15 protein-coding genes are annotated in these 18598 nt (G+C 65.4%); 13 read left to right on the forward strand and 2 right to left on the reverse strand.

Features of this window, described 5'->3' with window-relative positions:
* Window positions 1–142: 142 nt before the first annotated feature.
* Window positions 143–859: an SIMPL domain-containing protein gene (locus PNI01S_RS11090; protein WP_084358252.1), complete on the reverse strand. Its 717-nt coding sequence runs from the start codon at window positions 857–859 to the stop codon at window positions 143–145.
* A 230-nt stretch (window positions 860–1089) separates the two neighbouring features.
* Between PNI01S_RS11090 and PNI01S_RS11095 the strand changes: the two genes are divergently transcribed.
* The 13 genes from PNI01S_RS11095 to PNI01S_RS11155 all read left to right on the forward strand — a co-directional run bounded on the left by PNI01S_RS11095 (window position 1090) and on the right by PNI01S_RS11155 (window position 18139).
* Entirely contained in the window at window positions 1090–2346 is a 1257-nt protein-coding gene (locus tag PNI01S_RS11095) for an ATP-binding protein (protein WP_024765915.1), read from the forward strand.
* Window positions 2347–2370: 24 nt separating this feature from the next.
* Window positions 2371–2931, forward strand: a complete 561-nt coding sequence (locus PNI01S_RS11100; RefSeq protein WP_037013643.1) for a response regulator transcription factor — start codon at window positions 2371–2373, stop codon at window positions 2929–2931.
* A gap of 70 nt (window positions 2932–3001) precedes the next feature.
* Complete coding sequence (locus tag PNI01S_RS11105; protein WP_024765916.1) at window positions 3002–4735, forward strand: ABC transporter ATP-binding protein/permease; 1734 nt, start codon at window positions 3002–3004, stop codon at window positions 4733–4735.
* Window positions 4736–4927: 192 nt separating this feature from the next.
* A complete protein-coding gene (locus tag PNI01S_RS11110; RefSeq protein WP_084358253.1) occupies window positions 4928–5896 on the forward strand; it encodes a M23 family metallopeptidase in 969 nt (322 codons plus the stop codon).
* Window positions 5877–6254 carry a hypothetical protein gene (locus PNI01S_RS11115; protein ID WP_024765918.1) on the forward strand — a complete coding sequence of 126 codons (378 nt, stop codon included), beginning with the start codon at window positions 5877–5879 and terminating at the stop codon, window positions 6252–6254. The genes PNI01S_RS11110 and PNI01S_RS11115 overlap by 20 nt, the downstream gene beginning before the upstream one ends.
* Before the next feature lie 18 nt (window positions 6255–6272).
* Window positions 6273–6713, forward strand: a complete 441-nt coding sequence (locus PNI01S_RS11120) for a bactofilin family protein (RefSeq protein WP_024765919.1) — start codon at window positions 6273–6275, stop codon at window positions 6711–6713.
* Between the two features lie 67 nt (window positions 6714–6780).
* Window positions 6781–7722, forward strand: a complete 942-nt coding sequence (locus tag PNI01S_RS11125) for an AEC family transporter (protein WP_084358254.1) — start codon at window positions 6781–6783, stop codon at window positions 7720–7722.
* Window positions 7723–7907: 185 nt separating this feature from the next.
* On the forward strand, window positions 7908–8702 hold the full coding sequence (locus PNI01S_RS11130; protein WP_037007438.1) for a YfaP family protein: 795 nt from the start codon (window positions 7908–7910) through the stop codon (window positions 8700–8702).
* 38 nt (window positions 8703–8740) lie between these two features.
* On the forward strand, window positions 8741–10492 hold the full coding sequence (locus PNI01S_RS11135; RefSeq protein WP_084358255.1) for a DUF2138 domain-containing protein: 1752 nt from the start codon (window positions 8741–8743) through the stop codon (window positions 10490–10492).
* Window positions 10456–11121 (forward strand): DUF1175 domain-containing protein, encoded by a 666-nt coding sequence (locus PNI01S_RS11140; protein WP_037007436.1) that lies wholly within the window; start codon window positions 10456–10458, stop codon window positions 11119–11121. Before PNI01S_RS11135 ends, PNI01S_RS11140 begins: the two co-directional genes overlap by 37 nt.
* Window positions 11118–15671, forward strand: coding sequence for an alpha-2-macroglobulin family protein (locus PNI01S_RS11145; RefSeq protein WP_084358256.1), 4554 nt, complete (start codon window positions 11118–11120; stop codon window positions 15669–15671). The genes PNI01S_RS11140 and PNI01S_RS11145 overlap by 4 nt, the downstream gene beginning before the upstream one ends.
* Before the next feature lie 3 nt (window positions 15672–15674).
* Window positions 15675–17318 (forward strand): DUF2300 domain-containing protein, encoded by a 1644-nt coding sequence (locus PNI01S_RS11150; protein WP_024765924.1) that lies wholly within the window; start codon window positions 15675–15677, stop codon window positions 17316–17318.
* Window positions 17319–17323: 5 nt separating this feature from the next.
* A complete protein-coding gene (locus tag PNI01S_RS11155; RefSeq protein WP_024765925.1) occupies window positions 17324–18139 on the forward strand; it encodes a YfaP family protein in 816 nt (271 codons plus the stop codon).
* An 81-nt stretch (window positions 18140–18220) separates the two neighbouring features.
* Here PNI01S_RS11155 and PNI01S_RS11160 read toward each other — a convergent pair whose 3' ends face one another.
* On the reverse strand, window positions 18221–18562 hold the full coding sequence (locus PNI01S_RS11160; protein WP_054906694.1) for a carboxymuconolactone decarboxylase family protein: 342 nt from the start codon (window positions 18560–18562) through the stop codon (window positions 18221–18223).
* Window positions 18563–18598 lie beyond the last annotated feature (36 nt).

Consider the following 18598-nt stretch of genomic DNA (forward strand, 5'->3'; position numbering starts at 1 on the left):
GGGTGCAAGCGTCTAACCGGGATGAGTGTAGAAGTTGTGACGCGGGTGCAAGGGAATGTCGCAATTTCGACAATGGGAACCGTGCGGTCGAGCGGCGGCGCCCCGGTCCCCCAAGGCGCCGCGCTGGAAAAGGCCGTAGGTGTTACGGCATCTGCACCTCAATCGTGCCGTCGGCGCTGACGGTGACCTGGCTGGTGCCGGCTTCGATTTCCTGCGCCGGTGCCGAATCCATGGAGGCGAACTTGGCGGCGGCCATGCGCATCACCGGCATCGGCCGTGGCGCGCCGGAGGTGTTCAGGCTCAGGCTGACCAGCCTGTAGCCCTTGCCGCCGAGCGCGTCGGTGAGTACCTGGGCGCGGGCCTTGAAGGCATCCACGGCGCCCTTCATCATCGCGTCCTCGTTCTTCGCGCGAGTGGCGTCGGCGATGCTGAAGTCCATGCTGCCCATCTTCAACTTGCCCAGCAGGTCGGCGGTGAGTTGCGAGAGGGCGGCGAAGTCGGTGCTCTCCAGACGGATTTCCGCGCGCTCGCGCCAGGCCGTGATCTTCTGGCCCTTGTCGTCATACACCGGGTAGCTGTTGCGGCTGCCCAGGCTGACGGTCACGCCTTTCACCTTGCGTGCCTGCTCCACGGCTGCATTCAGCGCGGTGGTGGTCTCGCTGGCCAGCTTGGCCGGATCGCTGGCCTGGCCCTCGCTGAACAGGGTCACGTGCATCAGGTCGTGGGCAACTTCCTGGCTGACCTCGGCGCGCAGCGAAACCTGGTTGTAGCGAGGTTCGTCTGCCAGGGCTCCCAGGCTGGTGGCGCACAGGGCGATAGCGGCGGCGATGGCGGTGAAGGGGTTCTTCAGTACAGACATGGATGACTCCTTGCTCCAGAAAATGTCCCGGCCACAGCTTAGTAGAGCCAGTGGCGAGGACTGTCAGACCCTTTGACGAGGATTCGTTCCGATCCGGGTTATTGACGGATGTCACCAATTGTTTCGGTGCGAGGCGGCCGACGCGGGCCGCGCTGGAGTATGCTGTGGCGCTATGCCGCATAAAGGAGAGGGGGCTCTTGGCTATACTCGCGCAAATTCCGGAATTCACCATGCGCCCACCGGTTTTCCAGCTTTCCGCCAGTCGTCAGAACCTTCTGCATCTGACGCTCATCCGTATTCTCGTGCTTGCCGCCCAGGCCGGTTCGGTCGGGCTCGCCTACAAGGCCCAACTGATTCAACTACCCTGGCTTGCGCTGGGCGTGACCCTCGGTGTCTCCCTTGTGCTCTGCCTGGGCACGGCGTTGCGCCTGCGCGGCCCGTGGCCGGTCACGGAGCTGGAGTACGCCGTCCAGCTCGCCTGCGACCTGGTCATCCACAGTGTGCTGCTGTACTACTCCGGTGGTTCGAGCAACCCCTTCGTCTCTTATTACCTGGTGCCGCTGACCATCGCCGCCGCGACCCTGCCATGGCTCTACACCATCGCCCTGGCAGGCTTGGCGCTGGCCAGCTACACGGTGCTGCTGGTGTGGTTCCACCCGCTGGAGATGGCTGCGGGACAACGCGACAACCTCCTTATCTATGGCATGTGGCTGAGCTTCGCCCTGGCCGCCGCACTGATCACCTTCTTCGTCGCCCGCATGTCCGAGTCGCTGCGCCGCCAGGAGCAGTTGCAGGCGCAGCGTCGCGAGGAAGGCATGCGTGACCAGCAACTGCTGGCCGTGGCCACCCAGGCCGCCGGCGCCGCCCATGAACTGGGCACGCCGCTGGCGACCATGAGCGTACTGCTCAAGGAATTGCGCCAGACCAATGCGGACCAGCCGATGTTGCAGGAAGATCTCGCCCTGCTGCAGGAGCAGGTCAAGCTTTGCAAGACCACCCTGCAGCACCTGGTACGCGCCGCCGAAGCGGATCGTCGCCAGGCGGTGGAAGAGCAGGGCGCCAACGAGTGGGTCGAAGCGGTGCTGCGGCGCTGGCATTTGATGCGCCCGGAGGCGAGCTATCGCTACCAGACGCTCGGCAAGGGCAAGGCACCGCGGATGACTCCGCCGACCGACCTGAGCCAGGCGCTGCTGAACCTGCTCAATAATGCGACGGACGCCTGCCCGGACGACCTGGATATCCGCCTGGACTGGGATGCCGGGGAAATCTGCCTGAGCATCCGCGACCAGGGCCCGGGCGTGCCGCTGGCGATTGCCGAACAGCTCGGCAAGCCGTTCTTCACCACCAAGGGCAAGGGGTTCGGCCTGGGATTGTTCCTGAGCCAGGCCAGCGTGACCCGCGCAGGTGGAACGGTGAAGTTGTATAACCATGAAGATGGCGGCACTCTGACCGAGTTGCGTCTGCCCAGAAGCTATGGCGTGGCCTGATCGCCGCGCCCGCGAGGAAGTACCATGAGCGAAGAGATCCTGTTCGAAGGCGAAGAGCAGCCCCACCTGCTGCTGGTGGACGACGATGCCACCTTTACCCGCGTCATGGCCCGCGCCATGGCCCGTCGCGGGTTGCGGGTGTCGGTCGCCGGCTCCGCCGAGGAAGGCCTGGCCATGGCCAAGGACGATCTGCCCGACTACGCCGTGCTGGACCTGAAGATGGACGGCGACTCCGGCCTGGTGCTGCTGCCTAAGCTGCTTGAGCTCGACGCCGAGATGCGCGTAGTGATCCTCACTGGCTATTCCAGCATCGCCACCGCGGTGGAAGCCATCAAGCGCGGCGCCACCAACTACCTGTGCAAACCGGCCGACGCCGACGATGTGCTCACCGCACTGCTGTCGCAGCACGCCGACCTGGAGACCCTGGTGCCGGAAAACCCCATGTCGGTCGACCGCCTGCAGTGGGAACATATCCAGCGCGTGCTTGCCGAACATGACGGCAACATCTCCGCGACTGCCCGAGCGCTGGGTATGCACCGGCGCACATTGCAACGTAAGCTGCAGAAGCGCCCGGTGAGGCGTTAAGCGATCGATAACACAAAGGAGCGCCAATGAGCGCTCCTTTTTTGTATGTACAGCCGTGCGAGCCCATTCCATGACCGACAGCGCCGAGTACCGCGCCGCGAACGATGCCGTTCGCAGCCGCTTCTTCCACCGAGTCTGGCACCTCACCGCGCCTTACTGGCGCAGCGAAGAGAAGGGCATGGCCTGGTTGCTGCTGATCGTGGTCATCGCCCTCTCGCTGGTGGGTGTGGCCGTCTCGGTCTGGCTCAACAGCTGGTACCGTGACTTCTACAACGCCCTGCAGAACAAGGATGTCGACTCCTTCATCCGGCTGGTCCTGTACTTCTGCGGCATTGCCGCCGCCGCGATCCTGATCGCCGTCTACCGCCTCTACCTGACCCAGATGCTGACCATCCGCTGGCGCCGCTGGCTGACGGAGAAGCACTTCGCCGCCTGGCTGGGCGACAAGAACTATTACCGCCTCGAGCAGCGCGGCCATACCGACAACCCCGACCAGCGCCTGACCGAAGACCTCAACAACTTCACCGATACCACCCTGACCCTGGGTCTTGGCCTGATCCGCAACGTCGTCAGCCTGGTGTCCTTCTCGGTCATCCTCTGGGGCGTTTCCGGCAGCATCGAAATCCTCGGCATCACCATTCCCGGCTACATGTTCTGGGCAGCGCTGCTCTACGCGGCGGTTGGCAGCTGGCTGACGCACCTGATCGCGCGCCGCCTGATCACCCTGAACAACCAGCAACAGCGCTTCGAGGCGGATCTGCGTTTCGGCCTGGTCCGGGTGCGCGAGAATGCCGAGAGCATCGCCCTGTACAACGGCGAGGCCAACGAGAACGAACGGCTGATGACGCGCTTCCGCAATGTCTGGGGCAACTTCTGGGAGCTGATGAAGGTGCAGAAGCGCTTGACCTTCTTCAGCTCCGGCTATGCCCAGATCGCCATCATCTTCCCCCTGGTGGTCGCCGCCCCGCGTTATTTCGCCGGCAAGATCCAACTCGGCGAGCTCATGCAGATCAACTCCGCCTTCGGCAACGTGCAGGACGGCCTGAGCTGGTTCATCGATGCGTACGCCAGCCTCGCCAATTGGCGCGCCACCTGCGACCGTCTGCTGAGCTTCCGCGGAGCCATGGCCGACATCGCCCAGGAGTCGGCGAACATCGACGTGCGCAAGTCCGGCGACTTGCTGCAACTGCAGAACCTTACCCTGAGCCTGGGCAACGGTCGCGAGCTGCTGCAGCCCACCAGCCTGGCGATCAACAACGGGGAGCACGTACTGATCGGTGGCCCGTCCGGCGGTGGCAAGAGCACCCTGCTGCGCGCCATGAGCGGCCTGTGGCGCTACGGCAGCGGCGTTGTGCAGATGCCTGAGGCGCGCAGTCTGTTCGTCCCGCAGAAACCCTACCTGCCCATCGGCACCCTCGCCGAGGCGCTCTGCTATCCGGAGCAGGGCGATCGTCACGATCCCGAGCAACTGAAACAGGTGCTGCACCTGTGCCGCCTGGATTCGCTGGTGCCGCGCCTGGGTGAAGCCGACCATTGGCAGCGTGTGCTGTCTCCGGGCGAGCAGCAGCGTCTGGCCATCGCCCGTGCACTGCTTTATGCGCCGCAGTGGTTATTCCTCGACGAGGCGACTTCCGCACTGGACGAAACCGACGAAGCTGCGCTCTACCAGGTGCTGCTGGACCAATTGCCAGGCGTCACCCTGGTCAGCATTGGCCACCGTCTCAGCCTGAAACGATTCCACCCGCGCCAGCTGCGCCTGGAAGACCATCGATTGCAGGAGATCGAGGCTGTTCTGCCGGTGTAGTGGCAGTTTGATTCACTGGGATACTGTGAAGGTGTTAGTGGGAAACATCTGAAAGTCTTCTCAGATGGGATGATTTCTTCTTATTTATTTACATTTTTCAGTGTTTCGCCGCTGCGAAGCTTTCAATAACAGGTACCCTGTGCAGCCCGGTCCGACCAGGATCGGGTTTCGAAAGATTCAACGGTACCTCCCATGAGCTTCCTTTCACCAACTCGGCAGGCATTGACCCGTTCGGACCTGCAGCTGATCGATCGGCGCCGGTTCCTGCTGGTGGCCGGCTGCACGGCGCTGCTATTCGCTGTGGTGGCCTTCGTGGTCGGTGTCTGGGTGGGCCGGACCAACGTCGAGCCGGTGCCGATGCCCGTCGTCGCGAGCGTACCCGCCCCCTCGGAAGATGATTCCGCCGAGCGTTTCGCAGCGGAGCGGATAGGGGAGCTGGCCGGTCGCCTGCAAGTGCTGGAGAAAGACGCCACTTACCTGCTCAAGGCCGTCGACAGCCACGAGGAAATCGCGCGCAAACTGTCCAAGGTCGACCCTGAGCTCGCGCCAAAGCCCCAGGCGCCGACCACCAAGGGCAAAGGCGGCATCCTGCTGCCACCGCGCCCTTGTGCAGAACCGCTGCCCGCTTCCGACGTCGATCTGGAGCGGAGCGAGCGCTCGGCAAAATGCCTGCGCCGGGTATTCGACCTGTTGATGGACCAGGTGGCGCGGCGCAACGCCGACTTCATGGCCATTCCCGCCCGTCGCCCGATGGAGCAGGCGCGCCTGGGGTCGCCTTTCGGCAACCGGCTCGACCCCTTCAATCACCACCTGGCGTTCCACTCCGGCCAGGACTTCTCGGCGCCGACCGGCAGCCCGATCCATGCGGCCGCTGGTGGACGCGTCATCGTCGCAGGGCCGAATCCCTCCTATGGCAATCGCGTGGAGATTGACCATGGCAACGGCCTGGTCACGCGCTATGCCCACGCCTCGAAACTGCTGGTGAAAGTGGGCGACGTAGTGCTGCCGGGGCAGGAAATTGCCAAGGTGGGTTCCACCGGCCGCTCCACGGGGCCGCACCTGCATTTCGAAGTGCTTTACCACGGCGAATTCGTCGACCCACAGAACTTCCTCTCTCTGGGAGGCATGGAGATCGATAGCGATGGTATGGCCTCGGACTAGGAAGCCCTCCACCCGCGACCTGCTGCGCGCCGAGCACCGCCCCCATGTTCCTCGTGGTTCCGCGGCGTTGGGCCGCGCGGCCTTGCTCCTGGTTCTCTTGCTGGCAGCGGCGCTGGCGGGCGTCTGGCTGATGCGCCACCAGGGTGAGGTGGCGGGCCGTGTACAGGCTGATGAACTCCAGGCGCTGCGTGTGCAGGTCGAGCAGTTGACCGCCGAACTGGAGGACAAACGCCTGCAGGGCGACGAGGACCGCGCCAATCGAGAACAGCTGATGCAGCGCATCGATTCGATGTCCGCCGAAATCAAGAAACTCAAGACTGAGCTGGCCTTCTACCGCCAGCAGAAACCTGGCAAGTAGTACGCGCGAGGAATTGCGATGTTCAGCAACAGCAAGAAGAAAGGCCCGCAGGTGTCGGTGGACAAGTTCTCCAGCCTGCTCTCGGGCAACGTCGATCTGGTCGGCGATATGCAGTTCCAGGATGGCCTGAAGATTCTCGGTACCGTGAAAGGCAATGTCTGCCACAAGCCCGGCGCCGCCAGCCTGCTGGCGCTCAGTGCGGAAGGTCGGATCGAGGGGAATGTCAGCAGTTACGACGCGCTGATCGATGGGACCATCATTGGTGACCTGTATGTCGAACACCTGCTGGAGCTGCACTCCAATGCACGCGTGGTCGGCAATATCCAGTATCGCCAGTTGAGCATGGAGAACGGCGCCACCGTGGACGGCAAGCTGACTCGCCTGGCCGAAGGCGAGTCGCCCAAACCGCTGGAACTGCCGGCGCCGCTCTGGGGCGAAGCGACCGACGCGCAGGTGTGATTCATCCTGTGGGGCGGGTACATAGCTTGCTATGATTCTGCCCCCGTCGCCCTGATGCCTGCTTCCCATGCTTGCCCTGCTGCTCCAGACCTTCGCCATCACCGCCCCGGTCTTCGCCATGCTGTTCCTGGGCGTGCTGTTGCGCCGCGTCGGGGCGATCAATCCGGAATTCATCCAGACCGCCTCGGCACTGGTGTTCAACGCCACCATGCCGGCGATGCTGTTCCTCGGCATATATCACTCCGACCTGCATAGCGCGGCGCGCCCCGAGGTACTGTTGTATTTCTGCGCAGCGACCCTGGCGGGCTTCCTGCTGGCCTGGGGTTGGGCGGCCTGGCGAGTGCCGCGTGCCGAGCGCGGCGTCTACGTGCAGGGCTCGTTCCGCGGCAACAACGGCATCATCGGTCTGGCGCTGGCCACCAGCCTCTATGGTGACCATGGCCTGGCGCTCGGCTCAGTCCTCGCAGCCCTGGTGATCCTCTGCTACAACACGCTGTCCTCAGTGGTGCTGGCGATCTACAGCCCGAGCATGAAGTCCGACCCGCTGAGCATCGCCCGCAACGTCATCTGTAATCCGCTGATCATCAGTGTGCTGGCCGCGCTGCCGTTTTCCTGGTTCGGTATCGGCCTGCCGACGTGGCTGCTGACCTCGGCCGACTACTTTGCCCAGATGACCCTGCCGCTGGCGTTGGTGTGCATCGGCGGCACCCTGTCGCTGGCTTCCCTGCGTGAGAGTGGTGGTCTGGCGATCAGCGCGAGCCTGATGAAGATGATCTGGCTGCCGCTGATCTGCACCACTGCAGCCTGGTTGCTGGGGTTCCGCGGCGCAGAACTGGGCGTGCTCTTCCTCTATTTCGCCAGCCCCACGGCGGCGGCCAGCTATGTCATGGCCCGTGCGGCGAATGGCAACCACGAACTGGCGGCGTCGATCATCGTCATCACCACCCTGGTGGCGGCGCTGACCACCAACGTCGGCATCTTCGTCCTGCAATGGGGCGGCTGGATGTGACTCGGTGGAAGGCGAGACTCTCCAATCGGGGTGCGCCAAAAGCCAATCGGTTTGTAGGAAATTTCTGAAAGATCGTCCTGCGTCGCACGGTCATGCGAAGGTCGTTCCGCACGTCGACAAGACCGGTTACATTTGGCTCCCCCGCTATGCACGATCAAGGAATGTTCATGCAGCTCACGCGTCGGATGGTTCGTGCCGTCTTTGTTCTGTCAGCCAGTCTCCTGGCTGCGACGGTCGCTGCCGCGCCGGGTGCGGACCTTTCCAGCCCCACTGCCGGCTGGCGTTACTCCGGCCTGACCGATGATCCCAGCGTGCCGCGCGTGGCCTATCCCACGCCTCCCATCGACCGTGGCGGTGTTCGTGGCCGCAGCCTGATCGAAGGGCACCTGCGCGAAGTCTCCGGCGTCGATCGTGCCCAGCGCCTGGTGGTCAACGGCAATCCGCTCCCGCTCTACACCGACGCCGAAGGCAAGTTCGTGCGCCCCTACAACTTCGGCGCCGGTAGCAACAGCGTCGCGGTCAGCAGTGACCAGGGCAAATCCCTCAAGCGCGTGCAGTTCTATGAAGCCAACAACGCTCGCATCCCGCCGCGCATCCGCCTGGCACTGGGCTGGAACGACCCCAAGGCCGAACTCGACCTGCATATCGTCACGCCCGACGGCCAGCATGCCTTCTGGGCCAACCCGCGCCTGAGCAACGGCGGGGGCCTGGACCCCGACGGGGTCGACGGCCCAGGCCCGGAAATGTTCACCATGGCCGCGCCGCTGCACGGCACCTACCTGGTCTATGTGAACTACTGGGGCAACTACAGCGCCAGCCAGGGATACAACTTCCAGGAAGGCAATCATGAGCAGGACGTGATCACCGCCGAGATCAACCTGGTGTTCAACGAAAATACCGTCAACGAGAAGCGCGAGACCTTCGTGGTGCCCATGCGCACCATCGGTGATCTGGTGCTGGTGAAGACCTTCAATTACTGAATTCGCCCCTCGCAGGGATGACACGGGACAAGCGATCCATGAGCGACAATACGCCCTCCAGCAGTCAAGACAGCACTCCGACGCCGCCGGCAGCACAAGCGCCGCGCCGTGGGCCGCTGATCGCCATCGGTGTGGTGGCTGCCGCACTGGTCGCCGGCGGCCTGGCCCTGGCCTTCGGCCTGATCCCCGCCTTCCACTCGGCACCGGTGGGCACCCTGGAGGCGCCGGAAAGCCCGGAGGTGGTGCGCGACCTCAAGCGCCCGGACGCGTTGATCGAAAGCGCCTCCCTCAGCCAGTTGCCCAAAGCGGTGCTGGAAGTGCCGTTGCTGCGCGACGTGCTGACCGAGGATTTCGTCTTCTACTACGAGAATAACGCCGACCGCCTGGGCCTGACCGGCACGCTGCGGCGCATCGTCTACGAGCATGACCTGACCCTGAAGGACAGCGTGATCGAGGAACTGCTCGACCAGCCGGCCCAGGTCGCCCTGTGGCGCGGCGCCGATGGCCGCCTGCGCGACTTCATGGTGGTCCTCAAGCGCGGTGGCCTGGCCAAGGTCCTGGAGCCGCTGGCCAAGGTGGCTGCCGACGATACCCAACTGAAGAAGATCTCGGAGATCCAGGTGAAAGGCGCCGCCACGCCGGTCTACAGCCTGCGCTACGGCGCGGAGAAGACCTTGCTGTTCGTCTCCCGTGGCGACCAGATGCTGGTGCTGTCGAACCCGAAGATGCTCTTCCCCAATCCGGACTACGACAACCTCGGTGAGCCCGATGCGGCAGTTGCCAAGGACCTGGGCAGTGCGCTGGAGGGCGAGCCGCTGTTCGCCAAGGACTTCGCCCTGGAGCCGCGCGGCGAGCTGAAGCAGCGTATTACCCTGAGCGCCGGCGTGCTCGCCATGGGCTACCAGCGCTTGATCCCGACCTTCGCCGGTGTGCGCTTCGAGCAGGGCAAGGACGGTTGGCACAGCTACCTGGCGCTCAATGAGGTGGCACGTCAGCCGGACCTGGATTTCACCCCCGTCTGGCAGGCCATGCCCATGGGAGCCAGCGCCTGCGTTGCTCTTCCGGTCACGCCGGGGCTGTACGACAACATGCTGGTCAAGCTGGGCGCCGAGCAGAAGATGGCCGCCGCCTTCTCCGAGCATCTCTCCGGTGCCGCCGGCCTCTGCTGGTACCCGGAGTCGCGCCTGCACTCGCCGCTGCTCGCGGTGAAGCTCGACGCACCCGCCAGCCCCGAGCTGGACGATCAACTGGGCAAGCTGTTCGGCAGCATGATCGGCGCCTACGAAGCCAATGTGGAGGCGGGCGCCTTCGAGGTGGAAAGTCGTGCCGAAGGCGATGGTCGCCTCTGGCAGCGCCAGGTCAGCTCGCGCTTCGGCCAGTACCCGGCCAGCGCGGCGGAGAATCCCGACCAGGTCAGCGGCAACGGTTTCTTCCGTGTCAGCCTGCTGCGCGATGGCAACACCCTGCTGTTCTCCATCGACGACAAGCTCCTCGACAAGGCGCGCAATACCTTGGCCAAGCGCTACCCGCCGCTGGCCGACGTGCTGCCCAAGGATGCATTGGTGCCGGCCTACCTGGCGCCCAAGACGCTGTCCGAGCTGCTCAAGCGCGAAACCCTCGACAGCCTGCCGCAGGACCTCGAGCCGGTGTTCCGCAACGCCGCCGATACGCTGCTCCTGCCACGCCTGAAGACCCTCGCCGGTAACGGCTCCTACGCCTTGACCCTGCCGGCCGGCAGCGAGCCGAGCGGCGAATGGGAGTGGCTGCCGCTGGACTGGAAGGCGCTGTGATCCGCAAACCCCTCACACTGCTCGCCGGTCTGCTTGTCGCCACGCTGGCGCATGCGGCTGAGCCGGCACTGGATGCGCAGCAGACCCAGGTGTTCCGCGCCTGGTTCGTGCGCATCGCCGAGGAACAACTGCGCCGTGGGCCGAACCCGCGCTGGTACCAGCAGGACTGCGCGGGCCTGGTGCGCTTCGCTGCCAACGAGGCGCTGAAGGTTCACGACGCCAAGTGGCTGCGCGCCAACGGCATGTCCAACCGCTACCTGCCGCCGGAGCTGGAGCTTACCGACGCGCAGCGCAACCTCGCGCAGAGCTGGCAGCAGGGCGGTGGCAAGACCGGCCCCTACGTCAATGCGATCAAACTCATTCAGTACAACAGCCAGCTGGTTGGCCGCGACCTCAACCAGGCGCGCCCCGGCGACCTTATGTTCTTCGACCAGGGCGATGACCAGCATCTGATGATCTGGATGGGCCGCGACATCGCTTATCACACCGGCACTCGTACGGCGACCGACAACGGCATGCGCTCGGTCAGCCTGCAACAACTCATGACATGGAAGGACACCCGATGGATACCCGACGAATCCAATCCCAACTTTATCGGCGTCTATCGCTTGTCCTTCCTGACCCGATGAACGCGCTGCGCGGAATTGCCGCAGCCCTGGCCTGCGCCGGCCTGATCGCCGCCGCACCCACACTTGCGCGGGCGGACGACGACGTTCCGGCGAGCAACTACACGCCCATGGCCGGCGAGTCGTTCTTCCTGCTGGCCGACTCCAGCTTCGCTTCCGACGAAGTGGCCAAGGTGCGCCTGGAAGCGCCGGGCCGCGACTACCGTCGCTACCGCATGGAGCCTTACGGCGGAGCGGACATCCGCGTCTACCGTATCGACCAGCCGCTGGACTTCCTCAAGCGCCAGAAGAACCTGCACCGCGTGCTGTCCGAGGGGCAGTTCAAGGGCGAGGGCCTGTCCAACACGCTGGCTTACCTGTGGGACAACTGGTACCGCAAGTCGCGTCGGGTGATGCAGCGGACCTTCTCCTACGAGTCACGCCAGCAGGTCACCGAAGTGGTGCCCGAGCTGAAGATGGGCAATGCCATGCGCGCCCCGACGCCGTATGACGCCCAGCCGCAATACGCGCCGATCCCCGGCCTGCCGATGGTCAGCCAGTTCCGCTATCCGCTGTGGGACGCCAAGCCGATCCAGCCGCCTAAGGAAGTCACCCTGGCCGGCTCCTCCAGCGAATTCATCAACGTCGCGCCGGGCAACGTCTACGTGCCGCTGGGCAAGTTGAAACCCGGCCTCTATCTGGTCGAGGCGCTGGTCGGCAAATACCGCGCCACCACCGTGGTGTTCGTCTCCAACAGCGTTGCGGTGAGCAAGATCGCCGGCAACGAGCTGCTGGTCTGGACCGCGCGCAAGCATGAAGGCACGCCGGTGGGCGGCGCCAAGGTACTGTGGACTGACGGCCTGGGCGTGATGAGCAGCGGCAGCAGCGACGCCAATGGCTTGCTGCGCCTGCAGCACGTCAGCCCGGAGCGCTCCTTCGTGATCGGTGAGGATGAGGAGGGCGGTGTCTTCGTCTCCGAGAACTTCTATTACGACAGCGAAATCTACGACACCAAGCTCTACGCCTTCACCGACCGGCCGCTGTACCGTCCGGGTGACTGGGTATCGCTGAAGATTGTCGGCCGCGAGTTCAAGAACTCCCGCGAATCGCAGGCTCCGCAAGCTGCCCCGCTGCGCCTGTCGGTGATCGACGCCGCCGGCACCACGCTGCAGACGCTGGATCTCAAGTACGACGCCAAGAGCGGCACCAGCGGCCGCTTCCAGCTGCCGGCCAACGCCGTGGCCGGCGGCTACGAGCTGCGCTTCGACTACCGCGACCAGACCTACAGCAGCGCCTTCCGTGTTGCCGAGTACATCAAGCCGCACTTCGAGATTTCCCTCGACCTCGCCAAGCCGGACTTCAAGACCGGCGAGCCGGTGAAGGGCAACCTGATCCTGCTCTACCCCGACGGCAAGCCGGTGGCCAACGCGCGCCTGGAGCTGAGCCTGCGCGCCCAGCAGTTGTCCATGGTGGACAACGAACTGCAGTACCTCGGCCAGTTCCCAGTGGAGCTGTCCAGCGCGCAGATCACCACCGACGCCCAGGGCCGCGCGGCGCTGGACCTGCCGGCGGCGGAGAAGCCCAGCCGCTACATGCTCACCGTGTTCGCCAGCGATGGCGCCGCGTACCGCGTGAAGACCAGCAAGGAAATCCTCATCGAGCGCGGCGCCGCCCGCTACCGCGTGAGCGCGCCGCAGCGCTTCAGCGCTGCCGGTGACAAGGTCGAGTTCAGCTACGCCGCAGAACAGCAGACCCAGATCCAGCCCACCGCCTACCGCTGGCTGCGCCTGGAAGACCGCAGCAGCGGCGACGGCGCGCTGGCCGACGGCAAGTTCGCCATCACCTTCGACAAGCCCGGCACCTATAGCATTGAGCTGCGCGACAAGGCCGGCCAACTGCTCGGCGGCACCGGCCACTCGGTCAGCGGCGACGGCGTGAAGGCCGTGCCGGGCACCGTGGAAATCGTCCTCGACAAGGCCGAGTACAAGGCCGGTGAGGAAGCGCTGGCGCTGATCACCTTCCCCGAGCCGGTAGACGACGCGCTGCTGTCGCTGGAGCGTGACAAGGTCGAGGCCACCGCACTGCTGTCCAAGGGCGGCGACTGGCTGAAGCTGGAGAAGCTCAACCCGACCCAGTACCGCGCGCGCATCCCGGTGAAGCCGGAGTTCTCGCCGAACCTGACCTTCTCCGTGCTCTACACCCGCAGCGGCGACTACAGCTTCCAGAATGCCGGCATCAAGGTCGCCGTGCCGCAGGTGGAAATCGCCGTCAGCACCGACAAGGAACGCTACGAGCCGGGCGAGACGGTCACCGTCAATCTCGACACCACCTACGCCGGCAAGCCCGTCTCCAGCCACCTCACCGTGAGCGTGGTGGACGAGATGATCTACGCGCTGCAGCCGGAGATCGCGCCGGGCATCGACCAGTTCTTCTACCACCCGCGCCGCAATAACGTGCGCACCAGCGCCAGCCTGTCGTTCATCAGCTACGACGTCGCCTTGCCGGGCACGCCCAGCGCGCCCGGCCGCGCCAACCGCAGCGAGCGTGGCGTGAAGGTGCTGGAGCGCCCGCGCCGTGAGGAAGTGGACACCGCCGCCTGGGAGCCCGAGCTGGTCAGCGATGCCAACGGCAAGGCGCAGTTCAAGTTCCGCATGCCGGATTCCCTGACCCGCTGGCGCATCACTGCCCGCGCCATGGATGACGAAGGCCAGGTTGGCCAGAAGAAGCAATTCATCCGCTCGGAGAAACCGCTGTACCTGAAGTGGAGCGGCCCGAAACGCTTCCGCAGCGGCGATGCGCCGGACCTCGGGCTGTTCGTCTTCAACCAGGGCGAGCAGGACACCAAGGCCGAACTGCTGATCCGCGCCAATGGCGAGGAACAGACCCAGGCGCTGGAGCTCAAGCGCGGCGTCAACTACATCGCCCTGCCGAAGCAGCCGCTCAGCGACGGCGACTGGAGCGTGGAACTGCGCCAGGACGGTCAGGTTCGCGACAGTCTCGGCGTGCACTTCAGCCTGGTCGCCGATAGCTGGCAGGTATTGCAGTCCAAGCCGTTGCAGGTCAATGCGCAGAACACCCCGCTGCAGCTGCCGGCGGATGCCCGCGATGTGAGGTTGCGCCTGGATGACAGCGCCCAAGCCTTGCTGCGTGGCAATCTGGATTCGCTGCTCGACTATCCGTGGGGTGGCGTCGAGCAGACTGCCAGCCAACTGCTGCCGCTGAGCGTCGCCTACCCGATGCTGGCCAATGGCGAGCCGCGGGTGCGTGACCGCCTGCGCCTGATCATGCAGACCAGCCGCCTGCGCCTGGTGCAGATGGCTGGCCCGGATGCCTACTTCACCTGGTGGGGCGGCGAAGACAACGACGCCTTCCTCACGGCGTATGCCTATTACGCCGACTGGCATGCCAGCCGCGCACTGGAAATCCAGCTGCCGCCGGACCACTGGCAGCGTGTGCTGGAACTCTACTCCGCGCGTGCCAGCGCCACGCCGCTGCTGCAGCGTGCGCTGATCCTGGCCTTCGCCCGCGACATGCAACTGCCGGTACAGACGCTGGTCAGCGGCCTGCTCACCGACCTGGAAAACGCCGGCAACGGCGAGGCAGCGAAGTCCGTGAACGACTTCGACAGCGACGACAGCCTGGTCATGGGCCGGCCGGACTCCGAACTGGGTCTGGCGGTGGCTCGCGTGCTGACCGCCAGCCTGGCCGAGCAGAACAAGGTCGCGCTGCCGCAAGGCTTCGCCAAGCAACTGGATGGCGCACGCCTGAAGCTGAACACCAGTGACCAGCCGTTCGCCCGTGCCGTGCAGCTCTACAGCGGTAGCGTGGATGCCAGCCGTGCTCGCGCGCTGCTGCTGAGCCTGGCGCCGCAGCAGTCCACCGTCGAACGCGCCCTGGCGCTGACCTGGATGCAGCGCGCCGTCGCCGATACCCCTGTCGCCGAGTTGCCCAAGCCGGTGGCGGACTGGAAGGAAAGCCACAGCACCACGGGTGACGCCTTCTGGCAATGGCAGGGCAAGGAGGTGCCAGTGCAGCTGGACCTGAGCGCCGCGCCGTCGCGTCCGCTCAATGCTTCGGTGACCTTCCGCAGCGCCGATGCGCCGGCCAGCCAGTTGCCGGTGACCATCAAGCGGCGCCTGCTGCGCCTGGTTCCGGGCGAAGACGCCTTCGCCTTCAAGGCCGAGGAGCTGGGTGACAAACCGCTGTCCAGCGACGAGCTGTACCTGGACGAAGTGACCCTCACCACCGATCAGGCGCAGGCCCTGCGCTACGGCATGCTCGAAGTGCCGCTGCCGCCGGGTGCGGATGTCGAGCGCACCACCTGGGGCCTGCAGATCAGCGGCCTGGGCGGCGTCGAGGCGACCAGCCTGGAGCGCGCGCGCAACGAGCCGGGCGACCTGTTCTACGGCGTGCCGGTGGATACCCTGGGCGGCGAGTTGCGCTTCCGTCATCTGGTCCGCTTCTCGCAGAAGGGCGAGTTCGTCCTGCCGCTGGCGCGCTACCAGCGCCTCTATGCGCCGCAGGAGCAAGCGCTGGAGCAGCAGCCGGCCCTGGCGAAGATCAAGGTCCGGTAATCCATGCGCGCACGCCTTGCCGGGCTGATCCTGCTGTTGCCGCTGAGCGCCCTTGCGGCGCCCGGCTCGCAAGAGCAGGCGCAGTTGGCCTGGCGCAGCGCGCAGGGCGATGAGCTGTTGCGCCTCGGGCCGCAGCAGGTACTGGATCGCCAGCCCTTGCCGGCTGAGCTGAAGGCGCCGCTGGGCAGCCTGTGGAAGCTGTTCGTCTATGCCTGGCTGAACGACACCGGCCAGCAGGAGCCGGCCTATCAGTGCCGTGGCGAGAACAAGGAAGAAGTCTATTGCTGCACGGTCGGGCAGAGCATCGAACGTGACGCCGCGCTGGTGAAGTCCTGTGGCCTGTACTTCGAGCCGCAGCGGTTGGGTATCGACGGCGCTGTCTGGCAGCAGTACTGGCAGGCGCGCCATGCGCCGGGCTGGATCGCCCAGCTGGACAAGTTGGCAGCGCAAACCGAAGTGCCGGTCGCCGAGCTGCTCGATCAACTACAACACCTGCCCGCCCAGGAACAGGCGCAAAAGGTGCTGCTGGACGTCAGCCTCGCTGCCGATGAGGGGCGTGCCCCGGCCGCATTGGGTGGACGTCTGCGGGTGAAGACCTGGAGCTGGGATGAAAATGGCAAGCGCGAAGGCGGCTTTGCCGGTTGGCTGGTGGACGGTACGCCGCTCTGGGCGCGCGGACCGGGCACCAGCAAGACGGTGCTGGCGAAGTACGGCAATGCCATCGGCGCTGCACTGCCGGCGCCCTGGCCGCATGATCCGGGACGCTGCGTGGAAGTCAGCCTGTTCAGTCGCTATCCACTGAAGGAGGTCTACGACGCGCGCAATCAACCGGCTGCCGAGGGGGTGCTGGCAGGCCGGCAGAGCGCACTGTTCGCCAACGGGGTTCGCCTCGACGTGGACAGCAACGGTGATCTGTTCCTGGAACGCGGCCCCCAGGGGACGCGCCTGACTGCCCGCCTTTCCCGCGAGGAATACGTTGCACGAGTGCTGGATCGTGAGGCGTCGGCCACGCCGCCGGAAGCCGCCAAGGCGTTGGCCGTGACCATCCGGACTTACCTGTTGCAGAACGGCGCTCCGCGCGGTGACTGTCTGAGCATCGACGACAGCAGTCAACGCCAGCGCGTGGCACCGCGCCCTGCCAGCGAGGCGGCGCGGGGCATCGCCGCCTGGACCGCCGATCTGGTATTGGCTGGCGGCACCGTAACCTATCATTCGGACGAGGCGGGGCAGTCGAAACTCTCCTGGCGCGACGCCCAGGAGCAGGCCGCCAAGGGCCTGCGCTACGACGCCATTCTCGCCCGCGCTTTCCCGCGCACCAGCCTGAGCCGCTGGAGCAACCCGACCGCTGCCTGCCAGCCCCTGCCGGAGGCCGAGCGCTGGCTGCAGGCACAGCGCCGCAACTGGCGGACGCGGCTGGAAGCAGAGGCGGGTTATGAAGAATTGCAGTCCTTCGCCGTGTGCCGACTGAGCAGCGGCCGACCCTATGTCGACCGCGAACGCCAGCGCATCTTCGTGCGTGGCCTGTATTCCCAGCAGGACCGCCTCGACCTGGCTCACGAATACCTGCACCTGGCATTCCAGGCGCACCCCAATGGACAAGACGAGGGCTACGTGGAAAGCCTGGCCCGTCGCCTGATACTGGAATGATCGACATGAAACTTGCCCATGCGCTCCGCCTGTCTCTGCTCGCCAGCCTGATACCGCTGGGCGTGCAGGCCGCCGAATCGCCGATCCGCCTGGATACTCCGCTGGGCGGCTGGCGCGCGGGCGACGGCGACAAGGCCGACTTCCGGCAGACGGTGAACTACCCGGCGGCGTCGGTGAATTCGCGGGAAGACCAGTCCGATACCGCGCGCATCCGTGGCGAAATCCGTGGGTTGCCCAAGGACAGCAAGGAGCCGGCGCGCCTGGTGGTCAACGGCGTGGCCATGCCGATGCGGGTCGAAAACGATGGCAGGTTTGACCGTCCCTTCGCTTTCCCCGCGGGCTCCAACAGTGTCGAGGTCATCAGTCCGGACGGCCAGCAGCACAAGCGCGTGCAGTTCTACCACGGCGGTGGCGGCGGCGAGGTGGCGGCCAAGCTGCGGGTCATACTGTCGTGGGACTCGGACAACACCGACCTCGACCTGCACCTGGTGACGCCCGATGGCGGGCATGTCTGGTACGGCAATCGCTCACTGCCCAACGGCGCGGCCCAGGACGTCGACGTGACCACCGGCTACGGCCCGGAAATCATCGCCAGCCCGACGCCGCTCAAGGGGCAGTATCTGGTTTACGTGAATTACTACGGCGGTGGCTGGAGCTCGGACGAGAGCTCCGGCGATGTGAACGCGGCCAAGCCGCTGACCACGGCGCAGGTGACCATCGTCACGGAGGAGGGCACGGTGAACGAGAAGCAGGAGTCCTTCCTGATCCCGATGCGCCAGCCCGGTGAGCTGACGCTGGTGAAGCGGTTCAGTTATCCGTAATGCCCTTGTAGGAGCGAGCTTGCTCGCGAACCAGCCCAGCGGATCCATTCGCGAGCCAGCTCGCTCCTACAGTCGTTACGGTCAGGCCTTCTGATCGGCCTGCCAGGCGTCGATCACTTCCTGCGCTGCGCGGAAAGCGTCGATGGCCGCCGGGACGCCGGCATACACCGCGCAATGCAGCAGCGCTTCGCGAATCTCTTCCACCGTGCAGCCGTTATTCAGGGCACCGCGCACGTGGCCTTTGAGTTCCTGCGGGCATTTCAGTGCGGTCAGCGCGGCCAGGGTGATCAGGCTGCGGGTCTTGCGCGGCAGGCCTTCGCGGTTCCAGACACCTCCCCAGGCGTGCTCGTTGACGAAGTCCTGCAGCGGCTGGGTGAACTCGGTGGCATTGCCCAGGGCACGGTCGACGAAGACGTCGCCCATCACTTCGCGGCGAACCTGCTCGCCGGCCTTGCGGTT

The organism is Pseudomonas nitroreducens NBRC 12694, from assembly GCF_002091755.1.
In the GTDB taxonomy this organism is placed as follows: domain Bacteria; phylum Pseudomonadota; class Gammaproteobacteria; order Pseudomonadales; family Pseudomonadaceae; genus Pseudomonas; species Pseudomonas nitroreducens.

Excerpts from the sequence above, each read along its gene's own strand:
- PNI01S_RS11125 (WP_084358254.1), top strand. The coding sequence starts at position 6,781 with ATGCTTGCCCTGCTGCTCCAGACCTTCGCCATCACCGCCCCGGTCTTC.
- PNI01S_RS11100 (WP_037013643.1), top strand. The coding sequence starts at position 2,371 with ATGAGCGAAGAGATCCTGTTCGAAGGCGAAGAGCAGCCCCACCTGCTG.
- PNI01S_RS11110 (WP_084358253.1), top strand. The coding sequence starts at position 4,928 with ATGAGCTTCCTTTCACCAACTCGGCAGGCATTGACCCGTTCGGACCTG.
- PNI01S_RS11105 (WP_024765916.1), top strand. The coding sequence starts at position 3,002 with ATGACCGACAGCGCCGAGTACCGCGCCGCGAACGATGCCGTTCGCAGC.
- PNI01S_RS11150 (WP_024765924.1), top strand. The coding sequence starts at position 15,675 with ATGCGCGCACGCCTTGCCGGGCTGATCCTGCTGTTGCCGCTGAGCGCC.
- PNI01S_RS11135 (WP_084358255.1), top strand. The coding sequence starts at position 8,741 with ATGAGCGACAATACGCCCTCCAGCAGTCAAGACAGCACTCCGACGCCG.
- PNI01S_RS11155 (WP_024765925.1), top strand. The coding sequence starts at position 17,324 with ATGAAACTTGCCCATGCGCTCCGCCTGTCTCTGCTCGCCAGCCTGATA.
- PNI01S_RS11130 (WP_037007438.1), top strand. The coding sequence starts at position 7,908 with ATGGTTCGTGCCGTCTTTGTTCTGTCAGCCAGTCTCCTGGCTGCGACG.
- PNI01S_RS11095 (WP_024765915.1), top strand. The coding sequence starts at position 1,090 with ATGCGCCCACCGGTTTTCCAGCTTTCCGCCAGTCGTCAGAACCTTCTG.
- PNI01S_RS11140 (WP_037007436.1), top strand. The coding sequence starts at position 10,456 with ATGGGAGTGGCTGCCGCTGGACTGGAAGGCGCTGTGATCCGCAAACCC.
- PNI01S_RS11145 (WP_084358256.1), top strand. The coding sequence starts at position 11,118 with ATGAACGCGCTGCGCGGAATTGCCGCAGCCCTGGCCTGCGCCGGCCTG.
- PNI01S_RS11160 (WP_054906694.1), bottom strand. The coding sequence starts at position 18,562 with ATGGGCGACGTCTTCGTCGACCGTGCCCTGGGCAATGCCACCGAGTTC.
- PNI01S_RS11090 (WP_084358252.1), bottom strand. The coding sequence starts at position 859 with ATGTCTGTACTGAAGAACCCCTTCACCGCCATCGCCGCCGCTATCGCC.
- PNI01S_RS11115 (WP_024765918.1), top strand. The coding sequence starts at position 5,877 with ATGGTATGGCCTCGGACTAGGAAGCCCTCCACCCGCGACCTGCTGCGC.
- PNI01S_RS11120 (WP_024765919.1), top strand. The coding sequence starts at position 6,273 with ATGTTCAGCAACAGCAAGAAGAAAGGCCCGCAGGTGTCGGTGGACAAG.